Source organism: Nocardia sp. NPDC050378 (assembly GCF_040655675.1).
GTDB classification, from domain to species: domain Bacteria; phylum Actinomycetota; class Actinomycetes; order Mycobacteriales; family Mycobacteriaceae; genus Nocardia; species Nocardia coubleae.
In genome coordinates this window covers 107,175-128,085 of sequence record NZ_JBFAKI010000014.1, presented here as the reverse complement: position 1 = coordinate 128,085, position 20,911 = coordinate 107,175, and the positions used below count along the sequence as shown (strand labels likewise).

Annotated in this window: 3 protein-coding genes; all 3 read left to right on the top strand. The window is 70.5% G+C overall.

The window, feature by feature from the left end:
• Positions 1–38 precede the first annotated feature (38 nt).
• Genes AB0I35_RS25435 through AB0I35_RS25425 form a run of 3 tightly spaced genes read left to right on the top strand, consistent with a single transcriptional unit; the run spans position 39 to position 20,901 of the window.
• Positions 39–18,137 (top strand): non-ribosomal peptide synthase/polyketide synthase, encoded by an 18,099-nt coding sequence (locus tag AB0I35_RS25435; protein WP_357398799.1) that lies wholly within the window; start codon positions 39–41, stop codon positions 18,135–18,137.
• Positions 18,137–20,680, top strand: a complete 2,544-nt coding sequence (locus tag AB0I35_RS25430) for an AMP-binding protein (RefSeq protein ID WP_357398797.1) — start codon at positions 18,137–18,139, stop codon at positions 20,678–20,680. Before AB0I35_RS25435 ends, AB0I35_RS25430 begins: the two co-directional genes overlap by 1 nt.
• A complete protein-coding gene (locus tag AB0I35_RS25425; RefSeq protein WP_067485237.1) occupies positions 20,677–20,901 on the top strand; it encodes an MbtH family protein in 225 nt (74 codons plus the stop codon). Before AB0I35_RS25430 ends, AB0I35_RS25425 begins: the two co-directional genes overlap by 4 nt.
• The last annotated feature ends 10 nt before the right edge of the window (positions 20,902–20,911 follow it).

Sequence of the window (20,911 nt, the reverse complement as noted above, 5' to 3'; positions counted from 1 at the left end):
GTTCGACTGCTGTTTTTTCGCGATACGAGGAGGCTCTGGTGCACGGAACGGAGTTGGGTGGGTTCAGCGCGCGACCGCAGGAGGCGGAGGGTGCGTCGGCACCGTTCCCGCTGACCCCCGCTCAGCTGGGGGTCTGGTACGCGCAGCTGCTCGACCCCGACGTGCCGATCACCATCGCCCAGTACGTGGACATCACCGGCGAGCTGGATCCCGATGTCCTGCAAGCGGTTACGGCCGAGGCGGCACACACCTACGGTTCGCCGCTGGTGCGCATCGGTGAGCGCGACGGTGTTCCGTATCAGGTGGTGGACCACTCGCTCCCGATCGAGAACGAGCTCCCGCTGATCGATCTTCGCCACCACGACGACCCCGTCGCCGCGGCCCAGGAATGGATGCGCGCGGAATTCGGCGCCCCGCTGGACCTGCTCACCGACCGCCTCGTCGCGGGCGCGGTGCTGCGGGTAGGCGAGGAGCGCTGGTTCTGGTACCTGCGCGGACACCACATCGTGCTCGACGGGTACGGCGCGTTCACGCTCTCGCAGCGCATCGCGGAGCTCTACACCGCCCGGGTACTCGACCTCGAGCCGTCGCGGGTGGTGCCGGGTGACCTGGCCGACCTCGTCGAGGGCGAACAGCGCTACCGCGAGAGCACCCGATTCGCCGCCGATCGTGAGCACTGGGCCGAGCGCATCGCGGGCCTGGACAGCCCGACCGCCCTCGACCCGCGCACCGCGCCGCGCTCGGCGATCAACCTGGTCACCGGCGGCAGGCTCACCGACAAACTGGTGCAGCGACTGGAAACCATTGCTGCCAGCGATGATTCGACACTGTCGGCGGTGCTGCTCGCCGCGTTCGCCGCCTACCTCGGCCGGCTCACCGACCGACCGCACGCGGTGCTGAGCCTGCCCGTCACCGCCCGGACCACCGCTGTCATGCGGCGCTCGGCGGGCATGCTGTCCAATATCGTTCCGTTGCGCCTGCCGACCGGCGCGGCCGGGGCGAGCACCACCTGGGGCGAGCTGCTGCGCGCGGCCCGAGTGGAGGTGGCGGGTGCGCTGCGCCACCAGCGCTACCGCGCCGAGGACATCCGGCGCGACGCCGAGGACGACGGTCGCCCGGCCCGGCGCGCGCTGTTCGGTCCGCTCGCGAACTTCATGCTGTTCCGCACCAGCCTGCTGCTCGGCAACACCACCGGGCGCTACCGGGTGCTGTCGACTGGTCCGATCGAGGATCTGAGCCTGAATGTGTACTACGGCGATCACGACCGGGTGCATGTCGATTTCGAGGCCAACCCCAACCTCTACGACGCCGATTCGCTGGCCCGGCATCACTGCCGGTTCCTGCGCTTCCTGGAGCGGCTGACCGCGGTCGCCCTGGATACCCGGGTCGGTGCCGTCGAGGTGGCGACCGAGCTGGAACTCGAGGTCAGCACCAAGATCTGGAACGCCACCGGCTTCGATGTGACGGCCGCACTCACCGAGCGCGCGGTGGCGTCGGCGACCCTGCCCGCGATGTTCGAGGCGCAGGTTCGGCGCACGCCCGATTCCGTCGCCGTCCGGATGGCCGGTTCCGGCGAGGCGCTCACCTATCGCGAACTGTCGCAGCGGGCCGCCCGGCTGGCACGACGACTGCGGGCAGAGGGCATCGGTCCGGAATCGTTGGTGGCGCTGAGCATCAGACGTTCCACCGACCTGGTGATCGCCATGTACGCGGTGCTCGCCGCCGGCGCGGCGTACGTACCGATCGATCCGGACCACCCGGCCGATCGCATCGCCCACATCCTCGAAACCGCCTCGCCCGCCGCGATTCTCACCACCACGCGTGAGACGTCCCTCGCCACGAATGTGCCGGTACTCGCGGTCGACGATCTCGACCTGAGCTGGTACGCCGACGAGCCGCTCACCGACGCCGACCGCACGGCCCCACTGCGGCCGCAGCATCCGGCCTACGTCATCTTCACCTCCGGCTCCACCGGTCTGCCCAAGGGCGTGGCCGTCGAGCACGCCGCGATCGTGAACCGGCTGGTGTGGATGCAGCACAGCTACCGCCTGCACGGCGTGGACACGGTGCTGCAGAAGACGCCGACGACCTTCGACGTGTCGGTGTGGGAGTTCTTCTGGCCCTTGCAGATCGGTGCCACACTGCTGCTCGCCGAGCCGGACGGGCACCGCGATCCCGCCTACCTGCGCCGGGTGATCGCCGAATACGGCGTCACCGTCGCGCATTTCGTACCGTCGATGCTCGAGGCTTTCCTCGCCCAGCAGGAGATCGCCGAACGTGGCTCGCTGCGACTGGTTTTCGCCTCGGGTGAGGCGCTGCCCGCCCCGCTGGCGCAGCGGTTGCGGTTGCTCACCGGGGCCCGGCTGCATAATCTCTACGGTCCCACCGAGGCCGCCGTCGACGTCACCTTCCACGAGGTGACCGACGCCGACCGGGTGACGGTGCCGATCGGCGCGCCGGTGTTCAATACCCGGCTCCATGTTCTCGACTCGCGGCTGCGGCCGGTTCCGGTCGGGGCTCCGGGTGAGCTGTATCTGTCGGGGGTACAGCTCGCCCGGGGTTATGTCGGCCGCCCCGAGCTCACCGCGGGCCGGTTCGTCGCCGACCCGGCGGCGGCGGGTGAACGGATGTACCGCACCGGCGACCTCGTGCGCTGGACGACCAACGGTGAACTGGAATACCTGGGCCGCACCGACTTCCAGGTGAAGCTGCGCGGCCTGCGCATCGAACTCGGTGAGATCGAAGCGATCCTCGGCAGCGTCGAGGGCGCCGCGCGCGCGGTTGTCGTCGTGCGCGACGACGCGGGTGTCGGTGAACAACTGGTCGCGTATGTGGTGGCCGAGGCCGGTGCGGTCACCGTCGACGCGCTGCGCGAGGCCGCCCTGCGCGCCCTGCCCGCCTACATGGTTCCCGCCGCGTTCGTGCTGCTCGACGAGCTGCCGGTGAACGCCTCGGGCAAGCTCGACCGCAAGGCCCTGCCCGCTCCCGCTCGCACCGTCGTCGCCTACACCGAGCCCGCCGGGCCGGTGGAGGAGACGGTGGCGCGGGTCTTCGGCGAGGTGCTCGGTCTCGAGCGCGTCGGCCGCGACGACGACTTCTTCGCCCTCGGCGGCAACAGCCTCGTCGCCACCCAGGTCGCGGCTCGGCTCGGCGCCGATCTGGGGTGCGGACTTACCGTGCGCGACCTGTTCGGTGCCACCACGGTGGCCCGGCTGGCGGCCGTGATCGCCGAGCGCGCCGATGCCGGTGTCTCGGCGCAACTGCCGGTTCTGATGGCCCGACCGCGCCCTTCGCTCATTCCGCTTTCGCCTGCGCAGCAACGCATCTGGTTTCTGAACCGGTTCGACCCATCCGCCCCCGGTTACAACATGCCGTTCGTGGTACGGCTGCGCGGCACGGCCGACCTGGCCGCCCTGCTGGCCGCGCTCACCGCCGTGGTCGACCGGCACGAGGCCTTGCGCACCATCTTCCCCGCCGTCGATGCCGCGGGTGGGGAAGTCGCGGAGCAGGTGGTGTGCCCCGCCGGGTTCGTGCGCATCGGTGAGCCGACCGAAGTGGCCGCCGCCGAACTGGATGCCGAGCTCACCCGATTCGCCTCCACCGGTTTCGATCTGGAGCGCGAGGCGCCGTTCCGCGCGCGGGTGTACGTGGTGGCCGACACCGCCGCGCGCGGCGAACCGCACACGGACTCCGACGGTCGAGAAGGCGTTCGTCCGAAGGCCGGCGAACTCGGCGCCGAAGCCCGTCACGAAGACGATGCCGAGGTCGGCCACGCTGTCACGGCGGGTGCCGGTGAATGCGTGCTCGCCGTCGTGTTGCATCACATCGCGGCGGACGGTGTTTCGCTGCAGGTGCTCGTCCGCGATGTGCTCACCGCCTACCGCGCCGCCACCGACGGCGTCGTGCCCGACTGGTCGCCGCTGACCGTGCAGTACGCCGACTACACCCTCTGGCAGCGTGAACTTCTCGGCGCCGAGAACGACCCGAACTCGCTGGCCGCACGCGAAATCGCTTTCTGGGAACGGACTCTGGCTGGACTGCCCGATCAGCTCGAGTTGCCGTCGGCGCGGCCGCGTCCGGTGGAACCGAGCATGCGCGGCGCGCGTGTGGGCTTCACCATCGACCCCGCCTTGCACCGGCAGCTCACCGACTTGGCTCAGCAGGCCGGGGCCTCGCTGTTCATGGTGCTGCACACCGCGCTGGCCGTGCTGCTCGCCCGCCTGTCGGGCACCACCGACATCGCCGTCGGCACCGGTGTCGCCGGACGTGGCGACCGGGCCATCGACGACCTGATCGGCATGTTCGTCAACACGCTCGTGCTGCGCACCGAGGTCGACCCGGCCGCCAGTTTCGCGGCCGCCCTCGAGCACACGCGCGAGACCGACCTGGCCGCGTTCGCGCACACCACGGTGCCGTTCGATCGGCTCGTCGATGTGGTGAACCCGGCGCGCTCGCAGGCGCGTCATCCGCTGTTCCAGGTGGCCTTGAACTTCCAGGCCGGGTTCGACACCACCTTCGAGCTGGCGGGCTCGCCGGTGACGGTGCACGAGATCGAGCTCGACATCACCAAGTTCGATCTGCAGATCACGCTCGCCGAAACGCGCTCCGCCACCGGCGCGGCCGACGGCATCGAGGCCGTCGCCCTGTATGCCACCGACCTGTTCGACGAGGCCGATGTCCGCGACTTCGGCGCGCGCTTCGTGCGGCTGCTCGCCGCCGCCTCGGCCGCGCCCGAAACCGCCGTCGGCGACCTGCCGCTGCTGTCGGTGGCAGAGCAGGCCCGGCTCACCGGCATGCGTGGCGCGCCCGTCACCGCCACCGGTCTGCTGCCCGACCTGCTCGCCGCCGCCGTCGCGGCCGACCCGGAGCGCGAGGCCGTCACCGACGGCGACCGCAGCCTCACCTACCGGGAGCTCGAGCGGGCCTCGTCGCGACTGGCCCGGGTGCTCATCGACGCGGGTATCGGACCCGACGACGTTGTCGCTGTCGGCATCCCGCGTTCCATCGAATCGGTGCTCGCCGTGTGGGCGGTCGCGAAGGCGGGTGCGGCGTGGCTGCCGGTCGACCCCAGCTACCCACTGGACCGGATCACCCACATGGTCACCGATTCCGGTGCACGCCTCGGTCTGACCGTCGACGGGTCGGCCGCCGCGCTGCCCACCTCGATCGAATGGCTGGCGCTCGACGAGCTCGAGCTGATGGCCGAATGCGCCTCGCGTTCCAGCGAACCCGTCACCGATCTCGACCGGGTGCGTCCGCTGCGGGCCGGCCACCTCGCCTATGTCATCTACACCTCCGGTTCCACCGGTCTGCCCAAGGGCGTGCTGGTGACCCAGGCCGGGATCGCCGGGTTCGCCGCCGAGGAGACCGATCGCATGGTCGGCTCGCCGGACGCGCGGGTGCTGCAGGTGGGTTCACCGTCGTTCGACATCTCGGTGATGGAGTTCCTGCTCGCGGTGAACTCGGCCGCCACCCTGGTGCTCGCCGTGCCCGGTCGGCACGTCGGTGACGAACTGGCGCAACTGCTTTCGCAGCAGCGGGTGACGCACGCACTCATGACGCCGTCGGCGCTCGCCGTGCTCGACCCCGCCCGGCTCGAGCACCTGCGCATGGTGATGGTCGGTGGTGAGGCATGCCCGCCCGAACTGGTCGCCCGCTGGACAGCGGGCCCGGTGAGACGCGTGTTCGTCAACGCCTACGGACCCTCCGAGACCACCGTCGCCACCAACATCAGCGCACCCCTCACCGACGACACCCCACTCACCCTCGGCACACCGCTGCGTGGCATCGCCCAGTGGGTGCTCGACAGCAGGCTCCGCCCGGTGCCCGTGGGCGTCACCGGCGAGCTGTACGTGGCGGGCGCCCAGCTCGCCCGGGGCTACCGTGACCGCGCGGCCCTCACCGCCACCCGCTTCGTGGCCTGCCCCTGGGAGCGGGGCGCCCGCATGTATCGCACCGGCGACCTGGTCCGCTGGACTCCCGAAGGCACCCTCGTCTACGTCGGACGCAACGACGACCAGGTGAAACTGCGCGGTTTCCGCATCGAACTCGGCGAAATCGAATCCGTTCTCCGCACCGACGCCTCGGTTCGCCAGGCCGTCGTGACGGTCCGCCGCGATGCCCGTCGCGGTGACCAGCTCGTCGCCTACCTCGTGCCGGCAAGCCGGTCGGACAGGGACTCCGAAGCGTTCCCGGAGAGGATCGCCGAGGCGCTGTGTGGCCGGTTGGCGGCGCATATGGTGCCGTCGGCCTTCGTGCTGCTCGACGCGTTGCCGTTGACGCCGAACGGGAAGCTCGATCGGCGGGCGCTGCCGGAGCCGGTGTTCGCCGCGAAGACATTCCGCGCGCCCGCGCCTGGCACCGAAACCGTGGTGGCCCAGGTGTTCGGCGATGTGCTCGGCGTGGAGCTGGTCGGCGCGGACGACGACTTCTTCGCGCTCGGTGGCAACTCCCTGGTCGCCACGCAGGTCGTGTCCCGGCTCGGGGCCGCGCTCGGTGCCGCTGTGTCGTTGAAGACGCTGTTCGACGCGCCGACTGTCGGCGCACTCGCGGCTCGCCTCGCCGGTTCGGCGAAGACCGCCGCGCGGCCCGCCCTCGTCGCGGGTGAACGTCCGCAGCGGATTCCGCTGTCCTACGCGCAGCAGCGGATGTGGTTCCTCAACCAGTTCGACGCGGAGTCGGTGGCCGACAATATCGCCGCCGCCATCCGCCTGACCGGCGAGCTCGACCACGCCGCGCTGGCCGCGGCCGTGGACGCGGTGATCGCCCGGCACGAAGCCCTGCGCACCCGCTATCCGGCCGTCGACGGTATCCCGTTCCAGCAGGTTCTCGACCGGTTCACCGTCGCCCTCGATCCCGAGGACATCGACCCCGCGACGCTCGACGATCGGGTCCGCGCGCTCGCCGCCGTGCCGTTCGCGGTGGATCAGGAGCCGCCGGTCCGCCTGCGCCTGCTGCGCATCGCCGCCGACGAGCACGTCCTGGTGCTCGTGGTGCACCACATCGCCGCCGACGGCTGGTCGGTGGCGCCGCTCACCCACGACGTGATGCTCGCCTACGCGGCCCACCGCGCGGGCACCGCTCCGGAGTGGACCGCACTGCCCGTGCAGTACGCCGACTTCGCCCTCTGGCAGCGGCACGCGCTGGGTGCCGAGGACGACCCGGCGTCGTCGATGGCTCGTCAGATCGATTTCTGGACAACACAACTCGCGGACCTGCCCGACCTGCTGACGCTGCCCACCGACCACCCGCGGCCGGCCGTGGCATCGGGTCGCGGAGCCCGCCACGCCTTCTCGATTCCCGCGACGATCACCGACCGCCTGCGTGCGCTGGCGACCGAGTCCAACGCATCGCTGTTCATGGTGCTGCACGCCGCGTTCGCCACCACCTTGGCGAAACTCTCCGGCCAGGACGACATCGCGGTCGGCACGCCCGTGGCCGGTCGCGGCGACCAGGCCCTCGACCGGCTCGTCGGCATGTTCGTCAACACCCTCGTGCTGCGCACCCGAGTCCCGTCGGATGCCACCTTCGCCGAACTCGTCGACACCGTCCGCGACGCCGACCTGCGCGCACTCGCCAACGCCGATGTCACCTTCGACCGGCTCGTGGAGGTGGTCGACCCACAACGCTCGACCGCACGCCACCCCCTCTTCCAGGTGATGCTCGACTTCCAGAACACCACCCGGACCGAGCTCGAACTCGCGGGCCTCACCGCCACCGAAATCGAGATCGACACCCACACAGCCAAATTCGACCTGCACCTGACGCTGCGCGAAAACTCCGACGGCCTGCTCGCCCGCTTCGAGTACGCCACGGACCTGTTCGACGCGCGGACCATCACAGATTTCAGCACCCGCCTCCTACGGGTGCTGGATACGGTGAGCGCCGATCCCAACGTCGTGATCGGCGACATCGACCTGCTCGGCGCCGCGGAGCGCGCCCTGCTGCTCGAAACCTGGAACGACACCGCGTTCCCGGTGATCGAGGGGGCGAACCTGGTCTCGCTGTTCGAGGCACAGGCCGCCCGGACCCCGGGTGCGATCGCGGTGACATTCGAGGGTCGGTCCCTCACCTATGCCGAGTTCGGCGAGCGGGTGAATCGCCTCGCCCGCCTGCTCATCTCGATCGGTGTGCGCCCCGACCGCACGGTTGCCCTCGGACTCCACCGCGGCACCGACCTGGTGGTCGCCATGTACGCGGTGCTCACCGCAGGCGGGGCGTACGTGCCGCTCGACCCCGACCACCCCGCCGCGCGCATCGCGCAGGTGCTCGACGCCGCCGACCCGGTGTGCGTGCTCACCCGCGCGGCGGACGGCCTCGATCTCACCCGCGCCGAGCGCGCTGTCGTCCTCGACCTGGATCAGGTCGACACCACCGATTACCCGGCCGACCCGATCACCGACGGCGACCGCCTCGCCACCCTCACCCCGGACAACGCCGCCTACCTGATCTTCACCTCCGGCTCCACCGGCAAGCCCAAGGGGGTTGTCGTGTCGCACGCCGCGATCGTCAATCGGCTGATCTGGATGCAGGATGCCTACCGCCTGACCCCCGCCGACACCGTCCTGCAGAAGACACCCGCCACCTTCGACGTCTCGGTGTGGGAATTCCTCTGGCCCTTGCAGATCGGGGCTCGACTCCTGCTGGCCGCCCCCGACGGTCACCGTGACCCGGCCTACCTAGCCGACCTGATCGACCGCGAAGCCGTGACCGTCGCCCATTTCGTCCCCTCGATGCTCACGGCGTTCGTCGGCGCGTTGGGTGCCGACATCGCCCCGACGGCCGGGCAGCTCACCACTCCCCGGTGCGCGTCGCTGCGGTTGGTCTTCGCCTCGGGCGAGGCGCTGCCGCCGACGCCCGCCCAGGCCATGCGCGAGCTAACCGGTGCAGCTGTGCACAACTTGTACGGCCCGACGGAAGCCGCCGTCGACGTGACCTTCCACGAGGTCGTCGACGCCGACGAGGTCGCCGTCCCGATCGGCGCCCCGGTCCACAACACCCAGGTCTACGTCCTCGACGCCCGCCTGCGTCCGGTCCCGCCCGGCGTCGCGGGCGAGCTCTACCTGGCGGGCATTCAGCTGGCCCGTGGCTACGCGGGTCGCCCCGACCTCACCGCCGACCGCTTCGTCGCCAACCCGTTCACCCCCGGCGAGCGCATGTACCGGACAGGCGATCTGGTGAGCTGGGCGGTCCTCGCCGACAACGACCCGGCAGCGAGTGCGTCCTACATTCCCGCCACCAGCGGTGCTGATTCCTCGACCGCCCCGGATATCCGCGTCGGAGACGTGCACGGTGCGCCGGAGCGCTTGACACGTGGCGAGCTGAAGTACCTGGGCCGCACCGATTTCCAGGTCAAGCTGCGTGGGCTCCGGATCGAGCTCGGTGAGATCGAAGCCGCGCTGTCGAGGGTGCCCGAGGTCGCCCAGGCGGCGGTTCTGGTCCGCGACGACCTGCTGGTCGCCTATCTTGTCGGCGCCCCGGATCTCGAGGTCGTCGAGTCGGCTCTGGCCCGCACCCTCCCGGCCTACATGGTCCCGTCGGCATTCGTGATGCTCGACGAGTTCCCACTGAACGCTTCCGGCAAGCTCGACCGGAAAGCGCTGCCCGCACCGATTTTCGAGGCCGCGGCTTTCCGCGCACCGTCGACCGAGGTGGAGCGGATCGTTGCCACCACCTTCGCCGCCGTGCTCGGCTTCCCGGCCGATCGGCAGGTCGGTCTCGACGACGACTTCTTCGCCCTCGGTGGCAACTCGCTCACCGCCACCCAGGTGGTCGCCCGGCTCGGTGCCGCCCTCGACACCCAGGTGCCCGTGCGTCTGCTCTTCGACGCGCCGACCGTCCACACACTGGCCGCACGATGCGCGGCTCTGCGCGGCACCGGCGGCCGGGTAGCGCTCACGACTCGCGCGCGCCCGCAGCATATTCCGCTCTCACCGGCGCAGCGGCGCATGTGGTTCCTCAACCGCTTCCTCGCCGACGCCGACGGTCCAGGCGACGCCGTCGACAACATCCCGGTTGCCCTGCGTCTCACCGGCGACCTCGATATCGCCGCGCTCGAGGCGGCCCTCGCCGATGTGATCGACCGGCACGAAACCCTGCGGACCAGTTACCCCGAAGGCCCTGACGGCGCCGAGCAGCATATCGCCGCCGCCGCCCCGCTCGCGCTGACACCCGAGCCGGTCACCGAGCAGGAACTGCCCGCCCGTCTGCTGGCATGTGCCGCGGTGCGCTTCGACCTGACCACCGAGATCCCGTTCCGCGCGGCACTGTTCGCGACGGACGACGCGCACGTGCTCGTCCTCGTCGTCCACCACATCGCCGCCGACGGTTTCTCCCTCGGCCCGCTGGCCGCCGACCTGATGGCCGCCTACGCCGCCCGCCGCGACGGCACCGCCCCCACCTGGTCGCCGCTGCCGATCCAGTACGCCGACTACGCCCTCTGGCAGGACGAGGCCCTCGGCGACCCCGCCCACCCCGGCTCGCTCGCCCACACCCAGCTCGCCTTCTGGCAGCGCACCCTCGCCGGCCTGCCCGAACAGCTGGAACTGCCCACCGACCGGCCGCGCCCGGCCGATTCGAGCTTCCGCGGCGGTGTGCACCGCTTCCAGATCGACTCCGATCTGCACAGTGAGCTGCGGGAACTGGCGCGCAAGCACGAGGCGACCCTGTTCAGCACCGTGCACGCGGCGCTGGCCGTGCTGCTGGCGCGGCTGTCGGGCAGCGGTGACATCGCCATCGGCACGCCGGTCGCCGGTCGCGGTGAGGCCGCCATCGACGGCCTGATCGGCATGTTCGTCAACACCCTCGTCCTGCGTACCCAGGTCGACCCGCGCGCCGAGTTCGAAACCACCCTCGATGCCGTGCGCGTGGGCGACCTCGACGCCCTCTCCCACGCCGACGTCCCCTTCGAGCAGGTCGTCGAGGCCGTCGACCCGGCACGGGCCCGCAACCGGCACCCGCTGTTCCAGGTGGCTCTCGTCCTGCAGAACTTCACCGTTCCCGCGCTCGACGCGGCCGGATTACACGCGGTTCCCGTCGATTTCGACGCCGCCGTCGCGAAGTTCGACCTGCAGTTCACCCTGCGCGAATCCGACGACATCGATGGTCGCGCCGACGGCATGGCCATCGAAATCGCCTACGCCACCGACCTGTTCGACGAATCGAGCGTGGCTGTCCTCGCCCGCCGCTTCACCCAGGTGCTGGCCGCTGTCGTCGCGGACCCGACCGTCGTCGTCGGTGACATCCAGTTGCTCAGCGCCGAGGAACAGCAGCGCACCCTGTACGACTGGGCGAGCGTCGAGGCCGCGGTGGCCGATAGCGGCGACAGCATAGTCGACCGGTTCGCCCGCGCCGCCCTCGTCGATCCGCGGGCCGTCGCGGTGAAGGCGGGGGAGCGGCAGCTCACCTACGCCGAGCTCGATGCCTGGTCCAGCCGCCTCGCCCGGCGTCTCATCGCGGCAGGCGTCGGCCCGGAAACGCTCGTGGCCGTGGCCCTTCCGCGCACTGTCGAACTCGCCGTCGCGCTGCTCGCGGTGCTGAAGGCCGGTGGCGGTTACCTGCCGATCGACCCGAACTATCCCGCCGACCGGATCGAGTACGTCCTCGACGACGCTCGCCCGCTGTGCGCCGTCGCCAACGCGGAGACCGGCCTGCCGCGCGACTGGTTCGGCGGGCCGGTGATCGACCCGAACTGCGGCAACCTGGCCGACTTCGGTGCCGAGCCGCTCACCGACGCCGATCGCCGTGCCCCGCTCGTACCCGCGCACACGGCCTACGTCATCTACACCTCCGGTTCCACCGGCCGCCCCAAGGGCGTGCAGGTGCCGCACGCGAACGTGTTGGCGCTGCTGGACAATACGGCCGCGAAGTTCGAGTTCGGGCCGTCGGATGTGTGGACGATGTTCCACTCCTACGCCTTCGACTTCTCGGTCTGGGAATTGTGGGGCGCCCTGCTGCACGGTGGCTCGATCGTCCTCGTCGACTACTACACCTCCCGTTCACCCGAGCAGTTCCGCGAACTCCTGATCCGCGAACGGGTGACCGTCCTCAACCAGACCCCGTCGGCGTTCTACCAGCTCGTCGCCGCCGATGTCGCAGCCCTCGCGACTCCCGGCGACCTCGCGTTGCGCACGGTGATCTTCGGTGGTGAAGCGCTGGAACCGCAGCGCCTGGACGCCTGGTTCGCCCGCCATCCCGACGCGCCTCGCCTGGTGAACATGTACGGCATCACCGAGACCACGGTGCATGTCTCCTACCGCGAGATCACCCCGGACACCGGCTCCGCCAGCGTGATCGGCGGCGCCATCGCGGGACTCACTGTGCGCGTGCTCGATTCGCGGCTGCGTCCGGTCCCGGCCGGCGTGCCGGGCGAGATCTACGTATCCGGTCCGCAATTGGCGCGCGGCTATCTGAACCGTCCCGGCCTGACCGCGAGCCGCTTCGTCGCCGATCCGTACGGCCCGCCCGGTGCCCTCGCGTACCGGTCCGGCGACCTGGCCCGCTGGCAGGCGACCGGCGACGGCGCCGACCTCGAGTACCTCGGTCGGGCCGACCAGCAGGTGAACCTGCGCGGCTTCCGGGTGGAACTCGGTGAGATCGAGGCGGCGCTGCTGAACAGCTCCGCGGCGCCCCGCGAAGTCGCGGTGCTGGTGCGCACGGATCTCGTCGACGAGCCCAGGATCGTGGCCTACCTCGTGCCGGGCACCGCGCACATCGATGCCTCGGCGCTGCGCCAGGAACTGTCGCGCACGCTGCCCGAGCACATGCTCCCGGCCGCGGTCGTGCCCGTCGAACGAATTCCGTTGACGGTCAACGGCAAACTCGACCGGGCCGCGCTGCCCGCGCCGGTCTTCGAGGCCACCGTGTACCGCAAGCCCGCCACCGTCACCGAGGAGATCGTGGCCGCGGTCTACGCCGAGGTACTCGGCACCGGTGACCAGCCGGTCGGCGCCGACGACGACTTCTTCGCCCTCGGCGGCAGCTCCCTGCTCGCCGCCAAGGCCGTGGCCCGCATCGGCGCGGCACTCGACCGCAGGGTCGGGGTGCGCACGCTGTTCGAGGCACCGCGCGTCGGCGACCTGGCCGCCGCCGTGGACGCGCAGGCGAAGGTGGACCGTCCCGCCCTGGTCGGCCGCGCACGCCCCGACCGCCTGCCGCTCTCACCCGCCCAGCAGCGCATGTGGTTCCTCAACCGCTTCGACCGCACCTCGGTGGCCTACAACATCCCGTTCGCCCTCCGCCTCACCGGCGACCTGAACATCTCCGCACTTCAGGCCGCCGTCGCCGACCTGATCGCCCGCCACGAGTCCCTGCGCACCATCTACCCCGAGGTCGACGGCACCCCCACCCAGTCGATCGTCCCCGCCGCGCACGCGATCACCCCCGCCGACGGGCTCCCAGCCGCCGCGCCGTTCGACGTGACCGATACCCGCGTCGCCCCGGCGGTCGATCACGTCTCAGCCGCGACCGTCGATTCGACTCCTGCGCGGGCCGGAGCCATCCCGGCGCTGGTCGCGGTGGAGGTCACCGCCGCGTCTGTGCCGCACGCTGTTCGGGAACTGGCCGAAACAACCTTCGATGTCACCGCCGAAATCCCGGTCCGGCTGCGGCTCTTCCGCCTCGGCGAGTCCGAGTTCGTGCTGGCGGCCGTCCTGCATCACATCGCCGCCGACGGTTCGTCGATCGCACCGTTCGTCGCCGATCTGATGCGCGCCTACACCGCCCGGCTCGCCGACACCGCGCCCGGCTGGACGCCGCCCGCCGTCCAGTTCGCCGACTACGCCCTCTGGCAGCGTGAACTCCTCGGCGACGATAGCGACCCCGAATCGGTTGCCGCCCAGCAACTCGCCTTCTGGCAGCGACAGCTCGCGGGCCTCCCGGATCAGCTGGCGCTGCCGACCGATCGTCCGCGCCCGGCCCGGCAGAGCCTGCGCGGCGACAAGGTGACCTTCACCGTCGATGCCGACCTGCACGCCGGACTCGCCGCGCTCGGCCGCGCGCACGGCGCCACCCTGTTCATGGTGGTGCACGCGGCCTTCGCCGCCCTGCTCGCGCGGCTCTCCGGAACCGGCGACATCGTCGTCGGCACCCCGACCGCCGGTCGCGGTGAGGCCGAACTCGACGAGGTCATCGGCATGTTCGTCAACACCCTGGTGTTGCGCACCCCGGTGACGCCCGCGGCGCCGTTCACCGAGCTGCTGACCGCGGCCCGCACCGCCGACATCGCCGCGTTCGCCCACGCCGATGTGCCGTTCGAGCGGCTGGTGGAGGTGCTCAACCCAGCCCGCTCCACCGCCCGGCACCCGCTGTTCCAGGTCGGCTACTCCTTCCAGAACCACGATCGTGGAAACCTGGAGCTGCCGGGCCTCACCGTGACCGAACTCGAATTCGATTCCGGCATAGCGCAATTCGATCTGCACTTGTTCGCCCTGGACAACTACACCGCCGACGGGTCACCTTCGGGCATCGACATGGTGCTCGGCTACGCGACCGACCTGTTCGACGACACCACCGCCGAACGGTTCGCCCGGTCGCTGCGCAGCATTCTCGAAGCCGTCACCGCCGCACCCGAAACCCGCGTCGGCGACCTCGACCTGCTCGGTGCCGACCGCGTTCGTGTGCTCGAGACATGGAACGCCACCGCGCACCCGGTCGCCCCGGCCACGCTGGCCGACCTCGGCGCCCGGCAAGCGGAGCGGACCCCGGACGCGACCGCCCTGATCGACGCCGATACCGGGGAATCCCTGGACTACCGCACCTTCGACGCCCGGGTGAACCGCATCGCCCGGCTGCTCATCGCCGAAGGTGTCGGCCCGGAACGCACCGTGGTGCTCGCCATGCGCCGAGGGCTCGACCTGGTGATCGCCATGCACGCCGTGGTCCGTGCCGGTGGCGCCTACGTGCCGATCGACCCCGACCACCCGGCCGACCGCATCGCCTACATCATCGAGACCGCCGCGCCGATATGTGTGCTCACCACCGTTGCGGACGGTGTGCCCGTCACAGTGAACGTTCCCGTCTTCGAGCTGGATCATCGTGCGCTGGAAGTGACGAACGCGCCGATCACCGATGCCGAGCGCATCACCCCGTTGCGCCCGGAGCACCCCGCGTACGTCGTCTTCACCTCCGGCTCCACCGGCCTGCCCAAGGGTGTCACCGTCGCGCACGCGGCCGTAGTCAACCAGCTGGCCTGGCTGCACGACCGTTTCACCATGACCGGCGCCGACCGTGTCCTGCTGAAGACACCGGCCACCTTCGACCTGTCGGTCTGGGAATTCTGGTCTCCCCTCACCAGCGGTGGCGCACTGATCGTCACGCGACCAGGTGACGAACGCGAGCCGCAACGCCTGCGCGACATCATGACCCGCTACGGCGTCACGGTGCTGCACGCCGTCCCATCACTGATCGGCATGCTCCTCGCCAGTGCCAGTGCGGTCCTACCCGTGTCGCTGCGAGCGGTCCTCGCCATCGGCGAAGCGCTCCCCGCCGCGACCGCCGCCCGGTTCCTGGCGTCCGGCACCTCGGCTCGTCTGCACAACCTGTACGGGCCGACCGAGGCCGCTGTCTCGATCACCGAACACGAAGTCGCGCGGCCTCCTTCGCATGTGGTTCCGATCGGTTCGCCCGAGTGGAACAGCGCGGTCTACGTGCTGGATACCCGACTCAACCCCGTGCCGATCGGGGTGGCGGGCGAGCTGTATCTGGCCGGCGCCCAGCTGGCCCGCGGCTACCACGGCCGCTACGCCCTGACCGCCGATCGCTTCGTCGCCAACCCCTTCGAGCCGGCCGGGACGCGGATGTACCGCACCGGCGACATCGTCCGCTGGCGCGACGACGGCACCCTCGAATACCTGGAACGCGCCGACTTCCAGGTCAAGATCGGTGGCTTCCGGATCGAGCTCGGTGAGGTCGAAACAGCCCTGCTGCGCTGCACCGATGTGCGCGCGGCGGTCGCGCTCGCCAAGGACGACGACCGCGCGGGCACCCGCCTGATCGCCTACGCGGAGGTCTCCGATCCGATCCCTGGCGACGAGCAGACCATCGCGTCTCGCCTGCGTGGCGAACTCGCCGGGCACCTGCCCGCCTACATGGTCCCCGCCGTCGTCGTGGTGCTCGACAGCCTGCCGCTCAATGCCAACGGCAAGGTCGACCGGGCCCGGCTGCCCGCACCGGCCTTCACCGAGGCGGCCTTCCGCGCACCGGTCACCGCGCTGGAACAGCTTGTCGCGCAGGTCTTCACCGAGGTGATCGACTGTCCGAGCGCCGGCCTCGACGACGACTTCTTCGCCCTCGGCGGCAACTCGCTGATGGCGACCCGGCTCGCCGCCCGGCTCGGTGCGGCACTCGGCGCCCAGGTGCCGGTAGCGGCCGTTTTCGAGGCACCGACCGTCGCGGCCCTCGCCGAACGGCTGGCCGCCGTCGAGCGCACGGGCGCGCGCCCGCCGCTCACCCGGCGTATTGAGGCCGGACCCGCCGTCCTCTCACCCGCGCAGCAGCGCATGTGGGTGCTGCACCAGCTGTCCCCGCAGTCGTCGGCGTACCACATCCCCGCCGCCATCCGCCTCACCGGCGAACTCGACCTGTCCGCCCTGCAGGCCGCGATCGCCGACCTGCTGGCCCGCCACGAGAGCCTGCGCACCCGGTACCCGGACACCTCGGACGGCCCGGTGCAGCAGGTACTGCCCGCGTGGTCGTCGGCGGTCGACCTGACGCCCATCCCGGTCGCCGCCGACGACGTCGAGGCCCGGATCGCCGCCCTGGTCGCCCAGCCGTTCGACATCACCGCCGCACCGCCGGTGCGCGTGGCGCTCTACGAACTCGGCGAGAACGAGCACGTGCTGGTCGTCGTCGTCCACCACATCAGCGGCGACGGTTACTCGATCGCACCTCTCACCCGGGATCTGGTGCGCGCTTACGTCGATCGTGCGCAGGACAACGAACCAGGCTGGGCACCACTGGAAATCCAGTACAGCGACTTCAGCGTCTGGCAGCGCACCATGCTCGGTGACGAGCACGACCCGGACAGTGTGGTGTCCCAGCAGCTGCGGTACTGGTCGCAGGAGCTCGCGGGCGCACCGGAACTTCTGTCGCTCCCGACCGACCGACCCCGATCCACGCGACGCGAGATGCACGGCGCGGCTGTCGAATTCGCGATCGATTCGGCGCTGACCCGACGCCTCGACGAGGTGGCACGCAGCAACAGCACCACCTTGTTCACCGTCGTCCACAGCGCTCTCGCCGTGCTGCTCGCCAAGCAGTCGGGCAGCAGCGATATCACCGTCGGTGCTCCCGTGGCCGGTCGCGGTGCGCGCGAACTCGACGATCTCGTCGGCATGTTCGTCAACACCGTCGTGCTGCGCACCGAGGTCGACTCCCGTGCCCCGTTCACCGACCTGCTCGCCCAGGCCCGCCGCCGCGACCTGGCCGCCATCGCGCATGCCGATGTCCCGTTCGAGCAGGTGGTCGACGCGCTCGGGCGCACCAGATCGGGCGCTTACACGCCGCTGTTCCAGGTGATGCTCACGTTCCAGAACATGCCACCGGGCAGCATCGACCTACCCGGCCTCCGCGTGCAGCCGCTCGATCCGGGCCTGACCGAAGCGAAATTCGACCTGCACCTGACCGCCGTGCAGCGTTACGACGCCGACGGCGAACTCGACGGCATCGACATGCATTTCGGTTACGCCACAGATCTTTTCGACGACAACACCATCCGGGTGCTCACCGAGCGATTCCGCAAGGTGCTCGCCGCCGTCGCCGCCGATCCCGCCGTGGTGGTTCGGGCCATCGACGTGCGCACCGACGCCGAGCAGGCACCCACCGCACCGACCACCGCCGACCTGCCGAGCCTGATCGGCTCGGCGGCTCGGGTGGCGCCGGCGACCGTGGCATTCGTCCACGGCGAGCACGCCATCTCCTTCGCCGAGCTCGACGCCAAGCTCACCGCCGTGAGCCGCTCGATGGGCGCGAAGATGAAACCCGAAGCGCTGATCAACGTCGCGCTGGCCGGGCTGGTGCCCGGCGTGCTCGGCGCCCTCGGCGCGGCGGGTCTAGCCACCACTTTGCACACACTGGTGACCGATGCCGCCGCGGTGATCGCCGGGGCGGGGTCGGCTGACGACTCGGAAGGACAACTCTGATGTCGCACACGAATTCGGTCACGGCCGCCGTCCCGTTCGACACGCTGGGGCGTGAGCTCCCGAACGAAGACGGGCGTGACCCGGCGACCCTGCTCGCCGCATTCATCGACCAGGTCGCCGCCGACCCCGATGCGTTCGCTGTCGTCGACCGCGAACGCGCCCTCACCTACGCCGAGGTCGCCGAGGGCGCCGAGGAGCTGGCGGCGGTACTGGTGGAACGCGGTGCCGGTCCCGAGACCACGGTCGCGGTGTGCCTGCCACGTTCCGCCGAACTGGTGGTGGCCGTGCACGCCGTGATCGCCTCGGGGGCGGCGTTCGTTCTGCTCGATCCCGACGCACCCGCCGACCTGCGCGCCCGCACCCTTGCGCTGGCGGCGCCCACCCTGTTACTCACCGGGACCGTTCCCACGTCCGCCGACCCGGGCCTCGACACCGGTTCGGCAACCGATGCTGTTGTCGAACAGTGTGTTTCGGTTCAGGTGCTGACCGGCGCGGACAACCCTCCCGCTGACGGTTCCCGTGCTCTTGCGGGCCCGGGTGCCGACAATCCCGCCTACCTCGTCGTCGACCCGACCGCCTCGACCGCCGTGGTCATCGGACACCGCGCGGCCCACGCCAATGCGGTGTGGCGGTACCGGATGTGCGGCATCGGGGCAGGCGATTCCGTGCTGTGGCACGCACCGCTCGGCTCCCAGGCCGCGATCGGTGAACTCCTGCTCGCCCTGCAGTCGGGCGCGGCACTCGTACTGCCGGTCGGTGACACCCTCGCCGAGGCGATCGCCGAAACCCGCGTGACCACAGCCGCGTTCGACCCGGCTCAGCTCGCGGAACTGACCGAGCTACCCGACGCCGAGGAATTGCTCGACTCGCTACGCGTGGTGCTGGCCCGTGGCGCGACCCTCCCGGCGAGAACCGCCGCGGCCCTGCGCTCCGTGAGTGGCGCCACCCTGTGGCAGGTGTACGGCAGACCGGAAACCGCGGGCGAGGTCGTCGCCCACGAGGTGACCGGCGCCGACCTCGAAGTGGTGCCACTCGGATGCGCAGCCGACGACGTGGAACTGCTCGTTCTCGACGAACACCTCGAACCCGTCGCCGACGGTGAAGTGGGCGAACTGTACATCTCCGGCGTGCAATTGGCGCGCGGCTACCTCGGCAGGCAGGCGACGGCCGCCACCTTCCTCGCCAACCCCATCGGACCCGTCGACGACCGCATGTTCGCCACCGGCGACCTGGTGCGCCGCAGGCCGCCGGGGGAGGGGTGGGCCGCCGAACTCGAATACGTGGGGCGGGTGGACGATCGCGCCGACCGGTACGCGGTCGTCCCGGCCCGCGGCGGACTGCCGGGTGAACTCCTGCTCGACGAGTTCGAAGCCCAGGCCGCCGCGACGCCTTTCGATCCGGCCGTCGTCCACGCGGCGGGTTCCGGTTCGATCATCACCTACGGTGACCTCGACCGGCGGACCAATCAGCTCGCCCGGCACCTGGCCGCGCTCGGCATCGGACCGGAATGCCCGGTGCTGGTAGATATTCCGTGCTCGATCGAGCTGGTCGTCGGTGTATACGCCGTGCTGAAGGCGGGTGGCGCGGTGGTGCCGGTCGAGGCCGGGGTGCTGCCGCCGGTCGTCGGTCCCGCGCTGATCGTCACCGTGGCCGCGCGTGAACACACCGCGGTGTACGACATTCCGCGGGTGGTCATCGATGACGTGACGCTGTCGGACTACTCCGACGAACCCATCACGCCCGGTGAGCGGCGCGCGCCCGTACTCCCGCAGCATCCGGCCTTCGTGCTGTATCCGCGCGGCGCCGGGCAGGGCGTCACCGTGAGTCACGCGGCGGCGGTGCACCGGATCACCGCCATGCAGAGCAGGCACGGGCTCACCGGCCGCGACGTGTACCTGCACCAGGCCACCGAATGGCACGGATATGTGCTGCCGTTGCGCGTCGGCGCCACCGTTGTCCTCACCGAACCTCCTGATCCGGCCCGGTTGACCGACCTGATCACCACCTACGGCATCACCGCCGCCGACTTCACCCCGCAGCGGCTCAGCGAATTCACCGAGCACCTCACCGGCGTCCCCGACGGTGTGCCGACTCTGCGCAGCGCCGTCGTTCTCGGCGCCCCGCTCACCGCCGCACAGATCCGCGACTTCGCCGCCGTCTGCGCCGCGCACCTGCACCACGACTACGGTCGCGCCGAAGCGACCGTCACCCTCACCTATCCCGAGGAACCTCGCGTCGACCTGGGGGAACCCCCGCCGGTGCGGGTTCGGGAATGGAACCGCCGCGTCTACGTGCTCGATGCGCGACTGCGCCCGGCCAGTCCGGGCGTCGCGGGTGAGCTGTACCTGTCGGGTGCGCAACTGGCCCGCGGCTACCGCGACGATCCAACCGTCACCGCCGAACGCTTCGTCGCCAATCCCTTCGGCATCCCCGGTGAACGTATGTTCCGCACCGGCGAACGAGCCCGCTGGGAAATCGACGGAACCACCGCCGCTCTGGTCCGCCTCGGCACTACCAACCCCACCAGGAAGGCACTCCCGTGACCAACCCGTTCGACGACGACAACGCCCAGTTCTACGTTCTCGTGAACTCCGAAGGTGAACACTCCCTCTGGCCGACCTTCGCCGCCGTCCCCGGCGGCTGGACCGTGGCCTTCGGCGCCGCCCCCCGTACCTCGTGCCTGCACTACGTCGAATCCCACTGGCTCGACATGCGCCCCAACTCCCTCATCGCCGCCATGGCCAACGACCCCCGCCCCGAGTAGGTCCGCCACC